We start from the raw sequence: 19,033 nt of genomic DNA, 5'->3' as shown, positions 1-19,033 counted from the left end.
AGGCGCCAAAATACTATCAAGCGGGGCGGCCAGTCGAGTACTTTTAGCGCTGTATTTGAGGCTGTCTAGAATTTCTCCAGGCGGTTTTGTGGGCAATCCTGCAGCAACTGTTGCAATAGCTCCCCCGATGGCAGTTGCAGTTGTGGATCGAGCTCAGCGAGTGGCTGCAAAACAAAATTACGCTCAGCCATACGCGGGTGCGGTACCTGCAGACGCGTCTCGTCTAGTTGCTGTTCGCCAAACAATAAAACATCCAAATCGAGGGTTCGCGCTCCCCAGCGCACCGAGCGCTCGCGCCCGTGAGCCTGCTCAATCGTTTGCAGCTGGTCGAGTAACTCAATGGGCGTTAGTGCGCACTCCAGCTCAACCACGGCGTTGACATAATCTGGTTGCTCGCCAGGGCCTATGGGCGCACTGTGATAAAAGCTGGAACAGCGCAGCAGGCGGCAGTCGGGGATTTCCTCCATGGCCGCCAGGGCACTGCGCAGCTGCTTCTGTGGCTCAGATAGATTACTGCCGAGCCCGATAAAAACCTTTTCCATTATTCGGCAGCCTTTGGCTTGCGTCGGCGTCCGCCACGGGAATTGCGGCCACGTCGATTGTTGCCGCCGCTGCGCTGGAGTTTGCGTACCATTTGCTGGCGTTGTTCATCATCGGCTTGCTGAAAGTCGGTCCACCAGTTGCCCAGACCGGGTTCAATTTCTCCACACTCTTCGCGCAATAGCAGGAAGTCGTAAGCGGCGCGGAAGCGGGGGTGCTCCAGCTGGCGCTGGGCGCGACTGCCGCCGCGTTGTGGCAGACGATGCTGGAGATCCCATATCTCGCGCATGGGGATAGAGAAGCGCTTGGGAATAGCGGTGTGGGCCAGTTGGTTACTGGTAATTTTTTGAGCCGCCTGGGCCAGTGCCGGCGCCGGTGGAATCCCTTTCTCGATGAGCTTTTTCTGCTCCTCGTCCACAGCCGGCCACAACAGGGCAGCGTATAGGAAGGCGGGGGTCACGCGCATATCAGCCTGGATGCGCTGGTCGGTATTACGAAGGGCGCGCTTTGTTAGCTCCAGTGCTGCGGGGTTCTTTTCAATTTGGGCTGCATTATCTGGGAACAGGTGCTGCCACAGATGATAGCGGCGCAATAGTTCGAAAGTGCGCTCGCCCTGGCCGCTCATCAGCAGTTTGAGGATCTCGTCAAACAAGCGCGCGGGGGCGATATTGCGCAGTAGAGGAGCCAGCTCTTTTAGCGGGGCCTCGGTAGCGGGTTCGATGGCAAAATCCAGTTTGGCTGCGAAGCGCACCGCACGCAGCATCCGCACAGGGTCTTCTTTATAGCGGGTAGCGGGAGCCCCGATCATGCGGATCAGGCGATTATTAATGTCCTCAACACCCGCGGTGTAGTCGTGAACAGCGAAGCCATCGGTGGTGTAATAGAGAGCATTGACTGTAAAGTCGCGGCGCATGGCATCGCTTTCCAGGTCGCCGTAGACGTTGTCGCGCAGCAACATACCGTGTTCGGATTGTTTTGCTTCGTGCGTCTCGCCATCGCTGTGGTGGCCCCGAAAAGTGGTGACCTCAATAACCTCGCGGCCAATACGCGCGTGCAGGATTCGAAAGCGCCGACCGACAATGCGTGCGCCGCGAAACAGTACTTTAGCCTGTTCTGGTGTAGCGTCAGTGGCAACATCGAAGTCTTTGGGGTGGCCGCCGAGCATTAGATCCCGCACGCCGCCCCCGACAATGTACGCTTGGTAACCTGCTTCCTGTAGGCGTTTCATGACCGTTAGGGCTGCGCGGCTGATATCCCGGCGGGAGATATTGTGGTCGTTGCGGGCGATAACCCTGGGGCCTTTCTTGGCCGGCTTGCGCCAGCGTTTGATACTACTAATCAAATTATTGAGCATACGGCTGTCTGTCTTGACTGCTGCCATCTGTTGGTGACCGAAAATGCCCTGTTGGTGCTGAGGCCACATCTCCGGTGGCGACAGGCATTACACCTGCACTTTCCTCCCCAACGGAGTTGGGGCATGTTGTTGCACTACTGGGGCCTCTGTACCTGGGCGGGCCCAGGGGGCGAAGTCCAAAACAGGGGGCGGCAATGGCATCTGCTGTCAGTGTGGAGGACTCGCTGGCGCGATTCTAACACACGCAAAGCAATGCGCCCGCAATCTGCGGGTGCCGGAAAGTTGGGGAAAAGTTTGGGAATTATTATTACAGGTATGAAGGCAGCGGCTTCCTTGCGCTCTTAATTTGCTATCAAGCAAACACCCTCTCCCAGGTATAAATCAGTCAGTTTGCAACGCGCTTGTTGTTATTTTTATTCTTCTTTCGAAATTATTGTTATTGTTTATTGTTGTTCTTGCGGTTTTGGCCACTCATTGCTTTTGTTATCGGCCGCCCCATTATTTTTATTGTGTTTCGCCCACTTATTTTGAGTAGTTATAGGGCTTTTAACGGTCATTTATTTTTATTGTTGGCCGTTTTTAATTTTTGTACTAAGAGTAAAGCATTTAGTGTGCCAACTTTTAAAAATCCTTATAAATCAACAAGTTACAATCTTTACGAAAATTGATGGAACTTTTCTGGGTGGCATTGCGTTACGTAAGGTGCGGCAACTGTTACTTGAGGTAGGTCTTGGGTAACACTTCCCTCTGTTACCAGTGATGTAACAAAGTGGGACAGCGGTCATGGACGCGGCTAAAGCCTGTTGAAGAGTAGTTTAAGGGGCTACTTGTTGAGGAAGAGTGGCGTAGGTGAGGGAGGGGGCTCAGCCCCCAAGAAAGTTGATCAGGCTTCGGCAACCGCGCTGCGGCGGGTTTTCTTGCGGGGAATGCCCAGTTTTTGGCGACGCTCCCACAGGCACTTGCGGCTGACCCCCAGCTTTTTCGCCAGCTCGGTCTCGCTCATGGTGTCCTGGTGCTCGATTACGAAGCGAGCGAAGTAGTCCTCCAGCGAGAGATCCTCGCGAGGATCGGTATGCAGGCTGCGCGGACGAGGCTCGCCGATGGCCTCCTCCACGGGGACCAGGTCCAAGTCTATATCTAGGGTTTTGTGGTCGATTTCCCGGCTGTCACGGTCGGTGAGGATGACCGCGCGTTGTATGGCGTTCTCCAGCTCACGAACGTTACCAGGCCAAGTGTACGTGGTGACTGCCTGAACTGCCTCGGGAGAGAGGCGCAGCAGTGGGCGCTCAATTTTGGTGCAGAACTTTTCGAGAAGGTGCTCTGCCAGTGCAAGGACATCGCGGCCGCGCTCGCGCAGCGGTGCCAGAGTCATCTGCACCACGTTGATGCGGTAGTAGAGGTCTTCGCGGAACTTGCGTTCAGCGGCAAGTTGACGCAGGTTACGGTGGGTGGCGGTAACCAGGCGCACATCCACTTTGTGCGACTCGATAGAGCCAATTGGGCGCACCTCACCCTCTTGTATCACTCGCAATAGCCGTGCTTGAGCCTCTAGCGGGAGTTCACCGATTTCATCGAGAAACAGGGTGCCGCCATCAGCGGCGGCAACCAATCCCTCGCGGGCACTCTGGGCGCCGGTAAAAGCGCCCTTTTCGTAACCAAACAGCTCCGATTCGATCAATGTCTCGGGAATGGCGGCACAGTTGACCGAGATCAACGGCTTGCCAGCGCGGCGGCTCTCTTCATGGATAGCTTTGGCCACCAGCTCTTTACCGGTGCCGGTTTCTCCATGCACCAGCACGGTGGCGTCTGTGGGTGCCACTTTGTGAATGCGCCTATAGAGTTCGCGCATAGCCATGCTGTCGCCGATCATTCCGGCGATAGTGCCTGGGTTACTTTTATCCAAAGGCGCTTGGGCGCGACTTTGTTCGGCCTTGCCGATGACGCGGCGCACGGTGGCGAGCATCTCGTCGTGGTCGAATGGCTTGGCGATATAGTCTGCGGCGCCCATGCGCATGGAGTCCACAGCGGAGCGCAGGCTGGCGTAACTGGTCATGATCAATACCGGTACTTCACCGGCATGTTTGAGCAAGTCGGTGCCCGGTGCACCGGGTAGGCGCAGGTCTGAGATAACCAGGTCAACTTCATTGACCCGGTGCTTACTAAGGGCCTCCCTAACTGAGCCCGCCTCACTGACCTTATATCGGTGCCGCTCTAACAGTTTGCGCAGCGCCGTTCGAATAATGGCTTCATCTTCGACGATCAGGATGTGGCTCATATGTTACGCCTGGTTACAAAATGCTCAATAAACGCCTAGTTTTACCCGGCCGCCGTTTCGATGCAACTCAAAAACGGATAACCGGGTTATTTTTGCCCAGTTCCTGGCCGGTTTGCCGGCTGGAGTCTTAGCCTGCCAAGGGCAGCTGTACAGTAAATCTGGCGCCGCGGCCGGTCTCCGGATTGGCCGGGCTCTCCAGTTCTAGCTGCCCTCCGTGCTCCTCAACAATGCTGTACACCATGGCCAAGCCCAGGCCTGTACCTTCTCCGGGTTCCTTGGTCGTGAAGAAGGGTTCCAGAATACGCTCGCGGTGTTGGGCAGAGATACCGGGGCCGTCGTCGGTGACTGACACACAGGCACAACCTTTGGCCTCTCGACCTTCAATGCGGATGAGACCGCCATCCGGGCTGGCGTCGCGGGCATTGCTGAGCAGGTTGATAAATACCTGGATCAGACGCTGGTTATCCCCGGGGGCGATTAGATCTGCTGGGACTGCATTTTCGAAGCGCACCTCGGTTTTATCCCGTTGCAGGGATAGCAGGTGTACCGCTTCCTGCACACAGGCGTAGAGGTCTACCGGAGCCCGCTCGCTCTCTTGGCTGCCACTGTGAGAGAAATTCACCAGTGAGTGTACGATGCGGCTGATGCGCTGGGTCTGGCTGAGGATTTGGTCGGCGGTTTCCAGCACTTCCGGGTTGTCGCAATCGAACTGGAGGTTCTGTGCCAGGCAGGCGATACCGGTCACTGGGTTGCCCACCTCGTGGGCGACACCGGCGGCGAGGCGTCCTACCGAGGCCAGGCGCTCGCTGTGAATCAGCTCCTGCTCCAGAATCTGGGTCTCGGTGATGTCCTCGAGCAGTAACATCTGCCCATCGCCACGCTGGTTGCGGGCCCGCCCGCTGCGGCTGCGTTTCTGCCGGGTTTTGTGCAGGTTGAGCCAGTGGCTGTTGCCGCCGAGACTGACTTGCTGCTTGAAGCGGCTGGCATCGCTGGATTCGGCAAACTCCGCTAGCAGACTGCGCCAGGGCTCTGCCAGATATTCCAGCTTGGAGCCAATTACCTCAACGGCGGCAATCCCGGTGAGATCCTGCATGGCGTAATTCCACAACAGTATCTCGCCGTCGCGCCCCAGAGAGCAGGCGGCCATGGGCAGCTCCTCCAGCATTTGCCGGTGGTAAAGCCGCAAATTGTTCAGCTCTGCCGCCAGCCCGGTCAACTGGTGCTTGTAACGCCCCAGGCGTGTCTCGATCAGGTGGATATCCTTGTTGGCCGGCTGATCGCTGTTCTGAAAGGGAAAGTGGCGATCGATAATCTGGCCGGCCAGTACCCGTCCGAGCAGTCCGGACAGGTTGGATTCAATACGATTGCGCAGCTGGCGCAGGGCGTAGGGGCGACGCTCGTTATCGGGCAGGTTGAGCTGATTGAGGGCGCGCTTCACCTCGGTGTTGGCGGTGGCCGCCCCTAGGCTCTCCGCCAGGCGCAGGCGAAAGTCCGCTGCGGACTGCACATCGAGCCCCAGGCGTAGCGCTTGGGCGATGGTGTCGTCACTGCATAGGTCAGCGGCGTATTGCTCCAGGCTGCTGGTCGAGGTGAACAGCGAGAGGCTGACGAATAGAAGTATGTTGACACCGAGAGACAGAGTAGTGACCTGGGTCCAGATGGACATGCCCAGGGGTATCTGCAGAGAAGTACCCGGTAGGGTGATGCCGGTTAGTTCGAACACCGATGGCAGCAAAAGGCCGCAACCCCAGATCAACATCCCAGCCAGAAGTCCACCAATCAGGCCGCGTCGATTGCCTCGCGGCCAGTGAATAACAGCGAAGATACCCGGTAGAAACTGCAGGGAACCGATAAAGGCCAGCAGGGCTAAATCCGACAGGGAAAGGCGATTGTCCAGCAGCAGATAAAAGGCAAAACCCGCGATAAACAATGCAGCGATTAAAGCGCGGCGCAGCCACACCAACTGGCGGTACATATTGTCTTCGGAGTCCCAGCGGGTGCCCGGTAGCAGCCAGTGATTCATGACCATGGTAGATAATGCCAGGGTGATCATAATCAGTGCGCCGGTAGCGGCGGAGAGCCCGCCGATAAAGGCCAGTGTTGTGAGCAACGCTGAGCCACTGGCACGCGGCACCGCCAGCGAGAAGTACTGTACCGGTTCAGTCACATCCAGGGCGAAGCCCGCCCACATAATCGGAAAGATCGGCAGCGCCATTAGCAACAGGAAAAGCGGAAAACCCCAGCTGGCGGTGCGCAGGGCCTGGCCGGTGGGGCGCTCGGCGATGCTGAGGTAAAAGATATGTGGCATGGCCACGGCGGTAGCGATAAAGACTAACAGCAGTGTATGCGAGGAGCCCTGTTCAATGGGGGTGTAGAGCAGCTGCTGCATATCATTGTTTTCCAGCAGCCACTGGTCGAGCCCTGAGAAACCGCCGAACACACCGTAAACGGCATAACCACCGACCGCGGTCAGTGCCACCAGTTTAACCAGGGATTCCAGCGCCATGGCACTGGCGAGGCCCTCACCGCGCTCACGGGTGGCGCCGTACATACTGGTGAAGACTGCCAACAGCACACAGTAGAAAAAGGCGATTAGGTTTTTACTGGAAACACCACTGTCGGGCAGGCCGAGGGCGGCGACGCTGTCTCGTGACAGCAGTGCCAAGGTTTCCGATACCGCCTGGATCTGTAGGGCGACCAGTGGTAGCAGCGCCAATAGCATAAACAGGGTGGCCAGGGTGCCCACCTGGCGGCTGTGGTAGCGGAAAACCAGTAGATCTGCGGGGGAGTAGAGCTGGTAGCGTTGGGCCAGGCGCGCCAGGGGCTCCAGTGCCACAGGCGCAAATAAGAACATGGCACCGGTGCCCAGGTAGTAGGCAAGCACCCCGTAGCCGTATTGCCAGGCGAGGTCGACAATGCCATAGAACGTCCAGGCAGATAGAGAGACCCCCAGCGAGAGTACGTACACCAGTGGATGGCGCACCCAGCGTGCGGGCAGCCAGCCCTTGGAAGTGGCGAAAGCGACAAAGAACAAGGTAGCGATGTAGGCAACCCCGATCAGGGCAATATGGGCGATCTCAAAGCTCATTCGAGTTGCGCCTCCACTGGATAAAAATCGCCAGCAGGATCAAAACGAACCAGAGGATAAAGGGCCGATACCAGGCGCCAACGGGGTTGATCATCCAGGTAAATATGGTGGGGGAGAACACATAGCCCACCAGCACGAGCAGGATTAGCAGGGTGCGGTTGCTCATAGGTTGTTATGTAAATCCGCGTGGAGGGTGAAAAGTTAAATGGCGAGCCTGTCGGCTGGCGCAAAAATGTTAATTGCCTCCAACGATCAGTGCAATTGTCGGTCGCGTTTATCGATCTGATGACGCTGCCAGCGTGTAGCAGCCCACTTGAGAATATGTTCTGGCGCCTCGCCCTCCAGCCCATCCGCGACATGAAAGCCGAGAAAATCCAGTGCGGTGCAGAGATTGCTGGCGGCTCGGTTGTCGTCGATAGCCGGTGCGTGGTTTTGTTTGCTGAGTTTTTGCGCCCCCCCCGGTCCCATGACCAGCGGTAGGTGGCCGAAGATCGGTGCTCTGTTATCGAGCAGGTGAAACAGGCGAATTTGTGCAGCAGTGGTGTCGAGCAGGTCCGTTCCGCGCACGATATGAGTAATGCCCTGGGCAATATCATCGACCACTACCGCCAGCTGATAGGCGTAGAGGCCATCGCGGCGCTTGAGAATGGTGTCTTCGCGCACTGGCTGGGATTGGGGCCCGCGCCAGATATCTTCGAAGTGCTCCTCACCTCCGGCACAGGACAGGCGCAGGGCGCAGGCTCCTGTGCCCTCGTCATTTATCCGGCAGGCTTGATTGTCGTGCCCACCATTTTGACGGATCTGGCTGCGTGAGCAATGACATGGATATAGGAGTCCGCGTTGGCGTAACTGTGACAGAACTGCCTCGTACTGGACGTGGCGCTTACTTTGCCACACCACGGGGCCGTGCCAGTGCAGCCCATGGGATTCCAGGGATTTCAGTATTCGAGTGGCTGCGCCGGGCTCCTCGCGCGGGGGGTCGAGATCTTCCATACGCACGAGCCAGTGCCCACCATGCGCAAGGGCGTCCAGATAGCTGCCGAGTGCGCACACTAGCGAGCCGAAATGCAGAGGACCGCTCGGCGAAGGCGCGAAGCGACCGAAATAGGGCGTTTTACTATTCAAAGTGATAGGGGCGGTCCCGTCGACCGCCCTGTCGAGCTGGGCGATCAAGGGTGATCGCCGCAATACGATGGGGAAAAATCAGCCGGAAAGCTGTTTTTCTTTGATTTCCGCCAGGGTTTTGCAGTCCACACACAGGGTTGCGGTGGGGCGCGCTTCAAGACGGCGGATACCAATATCGACCCCACAAGCTTCACAGAAACCGTAATCATCCTGGTCGATCAGTTCCAGGGTGGCGTCGATTTTCTTAATCAGCTTGCGCTCGCGATCGCGGGTGCGAAGTTCAAGGCTGAACTCCTCTTCCTGGCTCGCACGATCAGCGGGATCGGGAAAGTTTGCAGCCTCGTCTTTCATGTGGGAAACGGTGCGGTCCACTTCCGCCATCAGTTCGGCCTTCCAGGCCAACAGCAAGTTGCGGAAATGCTCCTGCTGCTTCTCATTCATGTACTCTTCGCCCTTAGTCTCCTTGTAGGGCTCAAAGCCGTGCAGAGAATCGGTGCTCGCAGCAGTTTTGGGCATAGTCGTTGCCTCTCTTTCTTTACGGGCCCCCGATAATGGGGGCGATACCACCAAATTCAATCTAGCCTAGACCGGAATCTTTTTGGGTGATGCTTTTTTCACCTATCAAATCAGTTGCGGTGGCAGGCTAATCCTTGCCCCGATTGCCGGTACCCCGGCGACCGAGAGCGAGGAAGCTATCAAATCTGCGCGATTCGCGCCACAAATAGTTGTCTGCTATTTTGTGGCGCTGAAATGTACAAGAGTGCCAGCCAGTGAAGTTTTCCCCTGAGTTACAAAAGGCCACCCTGTTGCGTCGCTACAAACGTTTCCTCGCTGATGTGGAGACGGCTGATGGCGAGAAATTGACCATCCACTGCCCAAATACCGGTTCTATGAAAAATTGCTGGATCGAAGGCGGAGCCTGCTGGTATTCGGACTCGGGCAATCCCAAGCGCAAGTACCGTCACACGCTGGAAATTTGTACAACACCGGATGGATCTCTGGCCGGCGTTAATACTGGGCGCGCGAATGCCCTGGTGGAAGAGGCAATAAATTCCGGTGTGGTTAGTGAGTTGCAAGGGTATGAATCCCTGCGTCGGGAAGTGCGTTATGGCGAAGAAAACAGCCGCATCGATTTTCTGTTGTCTGGCGATGCTGGCGACTGCTATGTGGAGGTTAAGAATGTCACCCTGGCGGATGGTGCGCGCGGTTATTTTCCCGATGCGGTGAGTGCTCGCGGTGCTAAGCACCTGCGTGAGTTACAGAAATTGGCTGAGAGTGGTGTGCGTGCAGTGCTTTTTTACTGTGTACAGCACAGTGGCATAGATAGCGTAGAGGCAGCGCGAGAAATCGACCCGGCTTATGCTAAAGCTCTCGACAGTGCTGTCTCAGCCGGTGTGCAGGTGCTCGCTTACCGGGCGCGGATGAGCGCCGATGAAATCGTTTTAGGCGAAGCTCTGCCGTTTCGCTGAGGGAATTTAGAGTAACTGGCCGGGTGGGGGCCACCCAGCCAGTAAAATCTTATTCAGGCAGCAGGGCGTAGAGGCCGTCTTGGGCGTATTCCACGGGTATGGGAGTCAGTGAATCGCCGGTGCAGGGCCCGGCAATACACTCGCCGGTTTCAATGGTGAACAGCGCCCCATGGGAGGCGCATTGGATCAGTGCGCCATCGGGATCGAGGAACTGGTCTTCCTGCCAGTCGAGATTGATGCCGCGATGAGGGCAGGTGTTTTTATAGGCGAAAACCTCGCCCCCTTTCATTACCGCAAACACATTGTCGGTGCCGGCGGCGGTGTCACCGAGGGAGAAGCCCTTGGATTGCCCTTCCGCTAATTCCTCGTAACGGCACAGGAAGTATTTCTGCATAACTGGTCGGCCTTAGGCGCAATTATATATTCGTTATTGCGGCGCCTTCTCTCCAGATAGGTTGATTTGGGGAAGCTGCGCCAGATTCTGCCCTGATTTATTGGGGCGCCGCGAGTGTAATCGAGGTGTAGCGGATTGTCCCGTTGCGCATTATCCCCAAAGTGATCTGGTCGCCGGCGCGGTACTTCTCCAGTGCGTTGAGCAGGTCGTCGTAGCTGCGGACGGGTTGCTGCTCGACTTCCACGATAACGTCTCCGAGCTGCCAGCCCCCTTGGCGTGTGCGATAAATGCCTTGCAACCCGGCTTTTTCCGCCGGCATACCAGGGGCTGTGCGCAGCACCGCCACACCTTCAAAACCGTAGCGGCTGCTCCACTGATCCGGTGCGGATTCAATGCCGAGAATCGGTCGCACCAGGCGGCCGTAGTTAATCAGTTGCGGCACTATTTTCTTTACAGTATCCACAGGAATAGCAAAACCGATGCCCACACTGGCACCGCTGGGGCTATAGATGGCGGTATTTACCCCGATCAGACGGCCGAGGGAATCGAGCAGAGGACCGCCAGAGTTGCCGGGATTAATGGCGGCATCAGTTTGAATCACATTGCGAATGGTGCGGTTGTTGGCGGCCTCGATTTCACGCCCCAACGCGCTGACCACTCCGGTGGTTAGAGTGGTATCAAGGCCAAAGGGGTTGCCGATGGCGAGTACTTTTCGGCCCACAGAGAGTTCACTGGAAGTACCGGCAACCAGTGGTTTAAGTAATTTTTTCGGAGCCTCGATTTTCAACACCGCCAGATCTTTTTCTGGAGCGGAACCCACTACAGTGGCGGGCCACTCACTGCGGTCCTGCAGGGTGATTGTGACTTTACGCGCGCCCTCGATGACATGGAAATTGGTCACAACGTGACCCTGTTCATCCCAGATAAATCCACTGCCGGCGCCTTTGGGTACTGCGTGCAGGCGCAGGGTTCTGCGATCGCGAACCAGGGTTTCATTGGTGACATACACCACAGAGGGGCTGGCAAAATTAAACACCTGCATGGTGTTGCGTTCATCATCTGTGGCGAACTCCTGTACCTCTGCGTACAGGGGAGCACTGAGAATGAATAAAAGGATCGACAGAGTAATGGGCAGAGTTTTAAGCGGTGTCATGGTCGCTGTCTTCGCTTTAGCACTTTAATGAAAAGTTTACTTTGCTCGTTGTGAGGGAGTGAAGATGGGGGCGCGGCAATGAATTAAAACCCGCCCCTAAAACGTGCCAACAGCAATCAGGGTATTACTTACGGAAGTTTTGCAGGGCCAGGATACGATCATCCAAGGGCGGATGGGTGGCTAATAGTGCGCCCATATTGCCGAAAATACCGAACGCTTTCATATTGCCCGGCAGCGGCTCCTCGTGACCCCGTTCAGATTCCACTTTGAGCCGTTGCAGTGCGGCGATCATTGAATTGGGACTGGCGAGGGTGGCACCGGCGTGGTCTGCGCGATACTCCCGGCGGCGGCTGAACCAAGCGATGATAAACATGGCGAGGAAGCCAAAAATAATATCCATCACGATAGAGGTAACGTAATAGCCGATGCCAAGGCCCTGCTCATTGCGCAGTATCACCCGGTCGACAAAGAAACCGACCAGCCGTGCGAAGAACATCACAAAGGTATTCACCACTCCCTGAATCAACGCCAGAGTTACCATATCGCCGTTGGCCACGTGACCGATCTCATGGCCGATCACCGCGCGGGCCTCTTCCCGGCTAAAGCGTTGCAATAGCCCGGCGCTTACAGAGACCAGGGCATTGTTGCGATTCCAGCCGGTGGCAAAGGCGTTGGCTTGGGGCATGGGAAAAATACCCACATCCGGCATACCGATATTTGCCTTGCGCGAAAGCTCCCGCACAGTCTCCACCAGCCATTGCTCATCGGCGCTGCGCGGCTCGGTGATAATCTGGGTGCGGGTACTCATGCGGGCGATGGTCTTGGAAAGAAACAGGGATATAAACGAACCACCAAACCCAAAAAGAGCGCAGAGGAGTAACAGTGCCCCCAGATTCAGGTCGACCCCGTTGGCCTGAAGGATGCCCCCGATGCCAAAAATATTGAAGATGATGCCAACCAGAACTAATACCGCAAGGTTGGTCAGCAGGAATAGCCCAATGCGCAACATCGGCTCTCTCCGTCTCTTTGCCCTTAGACAAGTTTAGATAGGTTGTGGTGGTTTGTGTGACAAAAGCTCGAGTTATTGCGTAGCCGTAGCATGGGGTAAGGCATTAGGGGCCTGTGCGAACGTCTCGGTACATCTTGCGCAGGCACTCAGATGCGCAAGGGCCCCAGCGTAGCTTTTCCCTTTCTAAAATTGTTGGTGACAGGCTTTAGTTTGAATTCTGTGTAGCCAGCAGGCGGTCGGCTTCAGTGACCAATTGCTGTTTAAGATCTGGGTCCAGATCGTTCCAGTGCACATCAAGTAGAGCACCTTGCAGTGCATAAAGCATGACGCGCGAGGCGTTGATCCCGCGGTTGCGAATACTGATAAAGGCCTCAACCGGGCCAATACGGTGGAGGTCTTCGTAGGTGCGAATACCAATGGAGTGAAGGATGTTAACGGAGGCGAGCCCCAAATTTTTCAGCTTAAGTAGTTCTGATTGACTTGGGTGCATTCAGTTTTCCCTGCAAGGTTTTCCGTCCAGTAGTCACGATCAATCCCCAATCGCGGGGCTGAACTTAACATAAATTAGCAAGCTGCCAACAAAGATAACCGCCGCATGCCCTAAGACAGCGCCTATTACTTTGCCTAGCATTTCCAGTGGCCACTTATTCCATGCCGCTCTTTGGTAGAGTAATAGCTGGGGGTTTACTCACTTTAGCCCGCCTTTTGAAAATCGCCTGTCTATAGGAGCCAAATGTTATCCACACCGCTTAAGAGTATGCTCTTCGGGCTAACCGATATGCACGTTATCCTCGATCCACCCTCAGGACAGCTGCTGCACCCTGAGGCACTGGTGGCATTTCAGCGCCTGCGGCGCGATGCGCGAGATGCCGGTTTTGACCCCAAGGTGGTCTCAGGTTTTCGCAGCTTTGAGCGCCAGCGCACCATCTGGAATAACAAGGCACAAGGACTGCGTCCAGTGCTGAACACCGATGGCGTAGAGCTTGAAGTCTCTGAGCTGCCATCGCAGGAGTTAGTGCTGGCCATACTGCGTTGGTCGGCACTGCCCGGTGCCTCGCGCCATCATTGGGGTACTGACTTCGATATTATCGATGCCGCCGCTGTAGCCGAGGATTACCAGGTACAGCTCACCCCACAGGAAGTGGCCGATGATGGGGTTTTTGGCGCTTTTCACCAATGGCTGGATCAGCGTATAGCCGCGGGGCAAAGTTACGGCCTGTTTCGTCCCTATGCCGAAGATCTCGGTGGCGTTGCACCTGAGCGCTGGCATTTGAGTTATGCACCGCGAGCCCTGGAGCTACAGCACCTGTTGACACCCGAACGCCTGGAGGCGCAGTTGCGCTCCTGCGACTTGGCGCTGTGTGACACGGTTTGCGAGCAGCTGGAGCACATCTATACGCGCTTTGTATGGATTCCGGATCACTGTTATCCGACAGATATGCCGCTCTGAGCAAAATCTACGTAAATCTGTACGCTTTATTTTCACCGCCGGATGGCGCTTGAAAGGCCCTGGTATTCCTGCGAAGCTGCGCGGGCCCAATGGCGCAAAGTAGTGTGAGACAAATCAAATACAGTAGGAAAGCGCCGGGAAAATGAGTACGACAGGTGAGGAACTGAATATCGACAGCCAAACTGAGCCCAGAGACGTATGGAGTGCTATGCGCGCAGAGGCTGCCGCAGCCGCCAGGGATGAACCGATTCTGGCGAGTTATTTTCACAATACGGTGCTGCGCCACAAGTCGGCGGAGCACGCAATCGCAGACCAGTTAGCCTCAGTCCTGGATCACAATGCACTCACCTCCACCGCTTTGCAGGAGGTGATCGCTTCGGCATTACAAGCAGATACAGGGATATCCCGCAGTATGCTGGCGGATATCTGTGCCTGGTACGATCGCGATCCCGCCTGTGATCAGTACCTCACCCCCTTTCTCTACTTCAAGGGCTTTCATGCACTGCAGTCGCACCGAATTGCCCACTGGCTGTGGAAGCAGGGCCGCACGACGCTCGCGCTGTACTTCCAGAGCCGTGTGTCGGAACAGTTTTCTGTGGACATTCATCCCGCAGCTCAATTTGGCAGCGGCATTATGATTGACCACGCTACGGGCCTGGTCGTGGGAGAGACCTCGGTGGTGGGCGACAACGTCTCTATTTTGCACTCAGTGACTCTGGGCGGCAGCGGTCGCGGTTCCGGGGATCGCCACCCGAAGATTGGTCACGGGGTTATGATCGGTGCCGGCGCCAAGATATTGGGGCCTGTGCGGGTGGGTGAGGATGTGAAGATTGCTGCGGGTAGCCTGGTTCTACAGGACGTCCCCGACCACACCACAGTGGCCGGTGTCCCCGCGCGTCAAGTCGGTGGCCGGATAGAAAAGGCCCCCGCCTTTACCATGGATCAAACCCTGGATTCCGAAGAATAAACTCACTGCAGCAAGTATTATCCAACCAGCATTACACATAGGGATTGAGTGATGACCCAAGCCACCTATAGCCTGATTTTCCGCGGCGACCTGATTGCCGGGTTTACCGCCGGTGATGTGAAGGCCAATTTGGCGCGCTTGTTTAAGAGCAGCCCGCAGGCAGTGGAAAAACTGTTTAGTGGTCGACCGCTGGTGCTGCGCAAAGGATTGAGCCGCGCCCAGGCGGAGCAATTTCAAGCGACCCTGGCCAAGGTTGGGGCTCAGGTCAATCTGAAAAGCGAGGGTGGCCCTGAAGAGATCCCTCCGGTGCCCGAGCCGAGTCAAACACCTCAGCCAGAGGGCCCTCGCGTTCCAAACTGGACGCTCGCGCCAATGGAGGGCAACCTGATTAAGGACCACGAACGCGAGTCGATAGCTGAGGTGCAGGTGCCCACCGAACATATCAGCCTGCGCGCGGCGGAGGGGTTGTTACTGGATGAGAGCGAGCGGGCCGAAACAGTTGCTGCACCAGTCAATATTCCCCAGTGGGATCTCAATTAGATTTTCTTCGATTCGCGTTGATTGCAGCGCCCAGGCATAAAAAAACCGGCTAGATGCCGGTTTTTTTATGCCTGTCAGCCCGGCCAATACAAAATCGTGCCGGGCTTAAGAGAAGCTGTGATCAGCCTTCTTCTTTCAGGTAGCGCTCGCGAGAGGAAAGCACTTCTTTGCGCGCTTCTTCAGCGTCGGCCCAGCCTTCCACTTTCACCCACTTGCCAGCTTCCAGAGCCTTGTAGTTCTCGAAGTAGTGTTCGATCTGCTTGAGCAGCAGCTCGGGCAGGTCGCCAATTTCCTGAACGTGATCGTACAGCTTGGTCAGCTTGGTGTGAGGTACCGCCAGCAGCTTGGCGTCAACACCGGATTCGTCGGTCATTTTCAGAACGCCGATCACGCGAGAGCGGATCACGGAGCCAACCATTACCGGGTAGGGTGCCACTACCAGTACGTCCAGGGGGTCGCCGTCTTCCGACAGAGTCTGGGGTACATAACCGTAGTTGGCTGGGTAGAACATGGGAGTGGCAACGAAACGATCCACAAATACGGCGTCTGAGTCCTTGTCCACCTCATATTTGATGGGGTCGGAGTTGGCAGGGATCTCGATGATTACGTTGATATCGCTGGGCAGGTCTTTACCTGCGGGGATCTTGTCGAAGCTCATTGCTGGTCCTGAACTGGGTAAAACGAAAAATTTGGAGCGCGGATTATATATGCAGTTCGGCACGGCTGAAAGTCACGCCCTTAAAGGAAATATGGGGCGTCAAGGCTCGGCTGGCGGGTCTATCCTGTAGGACATTGATAACAACAATGGGCAGGGATGGCCATGATCAAAGCGCGGGAGGTAAAAACCGTTCAGGAGGCTCGTGCCATCGTTGAGGGGCGCGGTCTCAGTCATGTGAAAGTGGGCCTGTTTGATTTGGATGGGGTCATGCGCGGCAAATATATGAGCCGTGAAAAATTCTTCTCTGCCCTGGAGCAGGGGTTTTCCTTCTGTGATGTGGTGCTGGGCTGGGATGTTAAAGACCAGCTCTATGACAATACCCGTTATACCGGCTGGCACACGGGCTACCCAGACGCGCCGGTGCGTATCCTGCCGCACAGCTGTCGCGATATTCCCTTTGAAGACAATATGCTGTTATTCCTGGCGGAGTTTGATGAACGGGCTCAGGTCGTGTGTCCGCGTGCGGCTCTTCAGCGGGTGGTAGACCGTTGTCGGGCTATTGGATTTGAGCCCTTCGCGGCTTTGGAATACGAGTTCTTTTTATTTGATGAAACACCCGAGTCGGTACGGGAAAAGGGCTTTCGCAATCTGAAGCCTTTCACGCCGGACTGGTTTGGCTATTCAATGCTGCGCAACTCGGTTCACGCCGAACTCTACCGGGAAATCCTCGAAATGGGTGAGTGTATGGACTTTCCTTTGGAGGGGCTTCATACAGAAACCGGCCCGGGGGTTCTCGAAGCGGCAATCGCCGTGGATAGGGTCGAGGCTGCTGGGGATAAAGCCGCACTGTTTAAAACCTTTATGAAAGTGCTGGCCCAGCGTATGGGCCTGATGGCGACTTTTATGTCGCGTTGGTCCAGCGATCTTCCCGGGCAGAGTGGCCATATTCATTTATCGCTGCGCGATTTGAATAACGGCAATGCCGCGTTTTTCGATGGCTCTCAGCCCCAGGGAATCAGTGAGACCATGCGTTACTTTATCGCCGGCCAACAGCGCCTGATGCCAGAATTCCTGGCTCTGTTCGCGCCAACTATCAACAGCTACCGCCGCCTGGTTCCGGGTTTTTGGGCGCCTACCGGTGCGAACTGGGGCGTGGAAAATCGCACCACGGCCTTGCGTGCCATCCCCGGCGGGGAAAAATCACAGCGGGTGGAATACCGCCTGGGCGCTGCAGATGCCAACCCCTATCTGGCGCTGGCCGCCGCCCTGGGCTCCGGCCTTTACGGAATCATGCAGCAGTGGCAGCCCAGTACGCCCATCGAGGGCAATGCCTATGCCCTGACACAAGAGGCACAGCAGGCGTTGCCTACCACTTTATGGGATGCCACCCAGCGTCTAAAAAATTCCGAGACGGCTCATGAATTATTCGGCAGTGAATTTATTGAGCATTTCGCCGCCAGCCGGGAATGGGAGGAGCGCGAGTATCGTCGCCATGTTACTGACTGGGAGCTGGATAGGTATTTTGAAATTATTTAAATGGCCCTTTTAAAAGCCCGCTTTTGTGATTTTTTGGATGGTAAGGAAATCAAAATAAGCCGCGGATAAGGAATATTTAATATGCACCACCTGCGCTGTATTTCCCCTGTCGATAACAGTGTATATCTGGAGCGGGCCCTGGCCGGCGAGGCTGAAATTCGTGTAGCCCTGGATCGGGCGGCGGCTTCACAAAAAGCCTGGCGATTGACCCCTTTGGTGGAGCGAATCGCCATTGTCCACCGTGCAGTGGAGTTTTTTACCGAGCGCAGGCATCGCCTGGCTGAGGAACTCTGTTGGATGATGGGCAGACCCATTCGTTTTGCACCGGGCGAAATAGACGGCTTTGCAGAGCGCGCTACGGCCATGGCAAATCTGGCAGAGGAGGCCCTTGTAGATATCCATTTGCCAATTAAACCGGGATTTTCCCGCTTTATACGCCGTGAACCGCTGGGGGTTTCCCTGGTGATCGCCCCCTGGAACTACCCCTATTTAACCGCGGTAAATGCACTGGTGCCATCCTTGCTGGCCGGCAATGCGGTCATATTAAAACACTCGGCACAAACGCCCTTGTGCGCCGAGCGTATGGTGGAGGCTTTCAGGGAAGCGGGTCTGCCCTACGGAGTATTTCAATATTTGCACCTCAATCATTCCAATACGCAACGTTTAGCCTGTGCCGAAGAAATCCAGCATATTGCTTTTACCGGTTCTGTGGATGCCGGGGCCAATATAGAGCGTATCGTTGCCGGCCGATTTATCCAGTTGGGACTGGAGCTGGGTGGTAAGGACCCCGCTTATGTGCGTGAAGATGCGGACCTTGAATTGGCGGTAGAGGCTGTAGTGGATGGTGCTTTTTTTAATTCCGGCCAGTCTTGCTGTGGTATTGAACGTGCCTATGTGCAGGAAAATCTATTTGAAGAATTTGTCGAACGCGCCGTGGCACTAGTGGGTGATTACCAGCTGGGGCGCCCCGATGATCCTCAAACAACCCTGGGTCCGTTAGTCAATGCGGAGGCTGCCGACAAAGTGCGCACTCAAATTGACGAAGCAGTGGCCCAGGGCGCCCAGCCCCACCTGCACAGCAGTAAATTTTCCATGGACAGGCGCGGTACTCAGTATATGGCACCACAATTACTTACTGGTGTACGGCAAAAAATGCGGGTAATGCGCGATGAATCTTTTGGCCCGGTTTTGGGGGTGCAAAAAGTCCATGACGATGGTGAAGCTCTAGAATTAATGAATAACAGCCCTTTCGGTTTGACAGCAGCTATTTTTTCACAAGATGAAGAAACTGCCCTGGCAATTGGCGATCACTTGCGAGTGGGCACAGTGTTTCTCAATCGCTGCGACTATTTAGACCCGGAATTGGCCTGGAGCGGCGTTAAACAGTCTGGCAGGGGGTGTACTTTGTCCAGAGTCGGGTTTGAGCAGCTAACCAGGCCCAAATCATTTCACTTTAAAGTTGGGGGCTAGTAAAC

Annotated in this window: 18 protein-coding genes; 6 read left to right on the top strand and 12 right to left on the bottom strand. The window is 55.9% G+C overall.

All coding sequences use genetic code 11. The features are described 5' to 3' along the window. Positions 1-65: 65 nt before the first annotated feature. From folK to dksA, 7 genes are all read right to left on the bottom strand, one after another. A complete protein-coding gene (folK, locus tag ACJJIJ_RS13900) occupies positions 66-542 on the bottom strand; it encodes a 2-amino-4-hydroxy-6-hydroxymethyldihydropteridine diphosphokinase (protein WP_252083165.1) in 477 nt (158 codons plus the stop codon). Then, positions 542-1,921, bottom strand: coding sequence for a polynucleotide adenylyltransferase PcnB (gene pcnB / locus ACJJIJ_RS13895; RefSeq protein ID WP_444937653.1), 1,380 nt, complete (start codon positions 1,919-1,921; stop codon positions 542-544). The genes folK and pcnB overlap by 1 nt, the downstream gene beginning before the upstream one ends. An 856-nt stretch (positions 1,922-2,777) precedes the next feature. After that, positions 2,778-4,169, bottom strand: a complete 1,392-nt coding sequence (locus tag ACJJIJ_RS13890; RefSeq protein WP_252083163.1) for a sigma-54-dependent transcriptional regulator — start codon at positions 4,167-4,169, stop codon at positions 2,778-2,780. A 127-nt stretch (positions 4,170-4,296) separates the two neighbouring features. After that, on the bottom strand, positions 4,297-7,257 hold the full coding sequence (locus ACJJIJ_RS13885) for an ATP-binding protein (protein ID WP_444937652.1): 2,961 nt from the start codon (positions 7,255-7,257) through the stop codon (positions 4,297-4,299). Then, positions 7,247-7,423: a hypothetical protein gene (locus tag ACJJIJ_RS13880; protein ID WP_252083161.1), complete on the bottom strand. Its 177-nt coding sequence runs from the start codon at positions 7,421-7,423 to the stop codon at positions 7,247-7,249. Before ACJJIJ_RS13880 ends, ACJJIJ_RS13885 begins: the two co-directional genes overlap by 11 nt. A gap of 86 nt (positions 7,424-7,509) precedes the next feature. Then, positions 7,510-8,382, bottom strand: a complete 873-nt coding sequence (gluQRS, locus tag ACJJIJ_RS13875; RefSeq protein WP_444937651.1) for a tRNA glutamyl-Q(34) synthetase GluQRS — start codon at positions 8,380-8,382, stop codon at positions 7,510-7,512. Positions 8,383-8,460: 78 nt separating this feature from the next. Beyond that, positions 8,461-8,898, bottom strand: a complete 438-nt coding sequence (gene dksA / locus ACJJIJ_RS13870; protein ID WP_152454721.1) for an RNA polymerase-binding protein DksA — start codon at positions 8,896-8,898, stop codon at positions 8,461-8,463. A 254-nt stretch (positions 8,899-9,152) separates the two neighbouring features. Here dksA and sfsA point away from each other — a divergent pair, with 254 nt between their 5' ends. Continuing rightward, positions 9,153-9,851 (top strand): DNA/RNA nuclease SfsA, encoded by a 699-nt coding sequence (gene sfsA, locus ACJJIJ_RS13865; protein WP_444937650.1) that lies wholly within the window; start codon positions 9,153-9,155, stop codon positions 9,849-9,851. 49 nt (positions 9,852-9,900) lie between these two features. Here the strand turns inward: sfsA and ACJJIJ_RS13860 are convergent, their stop codons facing one another. The 4 genes from ACJJIJ_RS13860 to ACJJIJ_RS13845 form a co-directional block, all read right to left on the bottom strand. Next, positions 9,901-10,245 (bottom strand): Rieske (2Fe-2S) protein, encoded by a 345-nt coding sequence (locus ACJJIJ_RS13860; protein ID WP_252083158.1) that lies wholly within the window; start codon positions 10,243-10,245, stop codon positions 9,901-9,903. Positions 10,246-10,342: 97 nt separating this feature from the next. Beyond that, positions 10,343-11,398, bottom strand: a complete 1,056-nt coding sequence (locus ACJJIJ_RS13855; protein WP_444903050.1) for a S1C family serine protease — start codon at positions 11,396-11,398, stop codon at positions 10,343-10,345. A 124-nt stretch (positions 11,399-11,522) separates the two neighbouring features. Continuing rightward, positions 11,523-12,407: a protease HtpX gene (gene htpX / locus ACJJIJ_RS13850; RefSeq protein WP_252083156.1), complete on the bottom strand. Its 885-nt coding sequence runs from the start codon at positions 12,405-12,407 to the stop codon at positions 11,523-11,525. Between the two features lie 205 nt (positions 12,408-12,612). Then, positions 12,613-12,897 carry a TfoX/Sxy family protein gene (locus ACJJIJ_RS13845; RefSeq protein WP_252083155.1) on the bottom strand — a complete coding sequence of 95 codons (285 nt, stop codon included), beginning with the start codon at positions 12,895-12,897 and terminating at the stop codon, positions 12,613-12,615. A gap of 243 nt (positions 12,898-13,140) precedes the next feature. On the opposite strand from ACJJIJ_RS13845, the gene ACJJIJ_RS13840 reads away from it, so the two are divergent. The 3 genes from ACJJIJ_RS13840 to ACJJIJ_RS13830 all read left to right on the top strand — a co-directional run bounded on the left by ACJJIJ_RS13840 (position 13,141) and on the right by ACJJIJ_RS13830 (position 15,364). Then, the gene (locus tag ACJJIJ_RS13840; RefSeq protein ID WP_444937649.1) at positions 13,141-13,857 is read left to right on the top strand and encodes a M15 family metallopeptidase; all 717 of its coding nucleotides are present in this window, start codon (positions 13,141-13,143) and stop codon (positions 13,855-13,857) included. Between the two features lie 142 nt (positions 13,858-13,999). Continuing rightward, complete coding sequence (cysE, locus tag ACJJIJ_RS13835; RefSeq protein WP_252083153.1) at positions 14,000-14,824, top strand: serine O-acetyltransferase; 825 nt, start codon at positions 14,000-14,002, stop codon at positions 14,822-14,824. Between the two features lie 51 nt (positions 14,825-14,875). After that, positions 14,876-15,364 (top strand): hypothetical protein, encoded by a 489-nt coding sequence (locus ACJJIJ_RS13830; RefSeq protein ID WP_444903048.1) that lies wholly within the window; start codon positions 14,876-14,878, stop codon positions 15,362-15,364. 121 nt (positions 15,365-15,485) lie between these two features. On the opposite strand, the gene ppa is transcribed toward ACJJIJ_RS13830, so the two are convergent. Then, positions 15,486-16,022: an inorganic diphosphatase gene (gene ppa, locus ACJJIJ_RS13825; protein WP_020412430.1), complete on the bottom strand. Its 537-nt coding sequence runs from the start codon at positions 16,020-16,022 to the stop codon at positions 15,486-15,488. A gap of 162 nt (positions 16,023-16,184) precedes the next feature. Between ppa and ACJJIJ_RS13820 the strand changes: the two genes are divergently transcribed. Next, positions 16,185-17,558 (top strand): glutamine synthetase family protein, encoded by a 1,374-nt coding sequence (locus ACJJIJ_RS13820; RefSeq protein ID WP_444887076.1) that lies wholly within the window; start codon positions 16,185-16,187, stop codon positions 17,556-17,558. A gap of 81 nt (positions 17,559-17,639) precedes the next feature. Beyond that, the gene (locus tag ACJJIJ_RS13815; RefSeq protein WP_444937648.1) at positions 17,640-19,028 is read left to right on the top strand and encodes an aldehyde dehydrogenase family protein; all 1,389 of its coding nucleotides are present in this window, start codon (positions 17,640-17,642) and stop codon (positions 19,026-19,028) included. Positions 19,029-19,033 lie beyond the last annotated feature (5 nt).

The sequence above is a fragment of the Microbulbifer mixtoriginis (SeqCode) genome (assembly GCF_052467945.1).
Note: the sequence above shows the minus strand (reverse complement) of the source record. Positions and strands in the feature narration are given on the sequence as shown.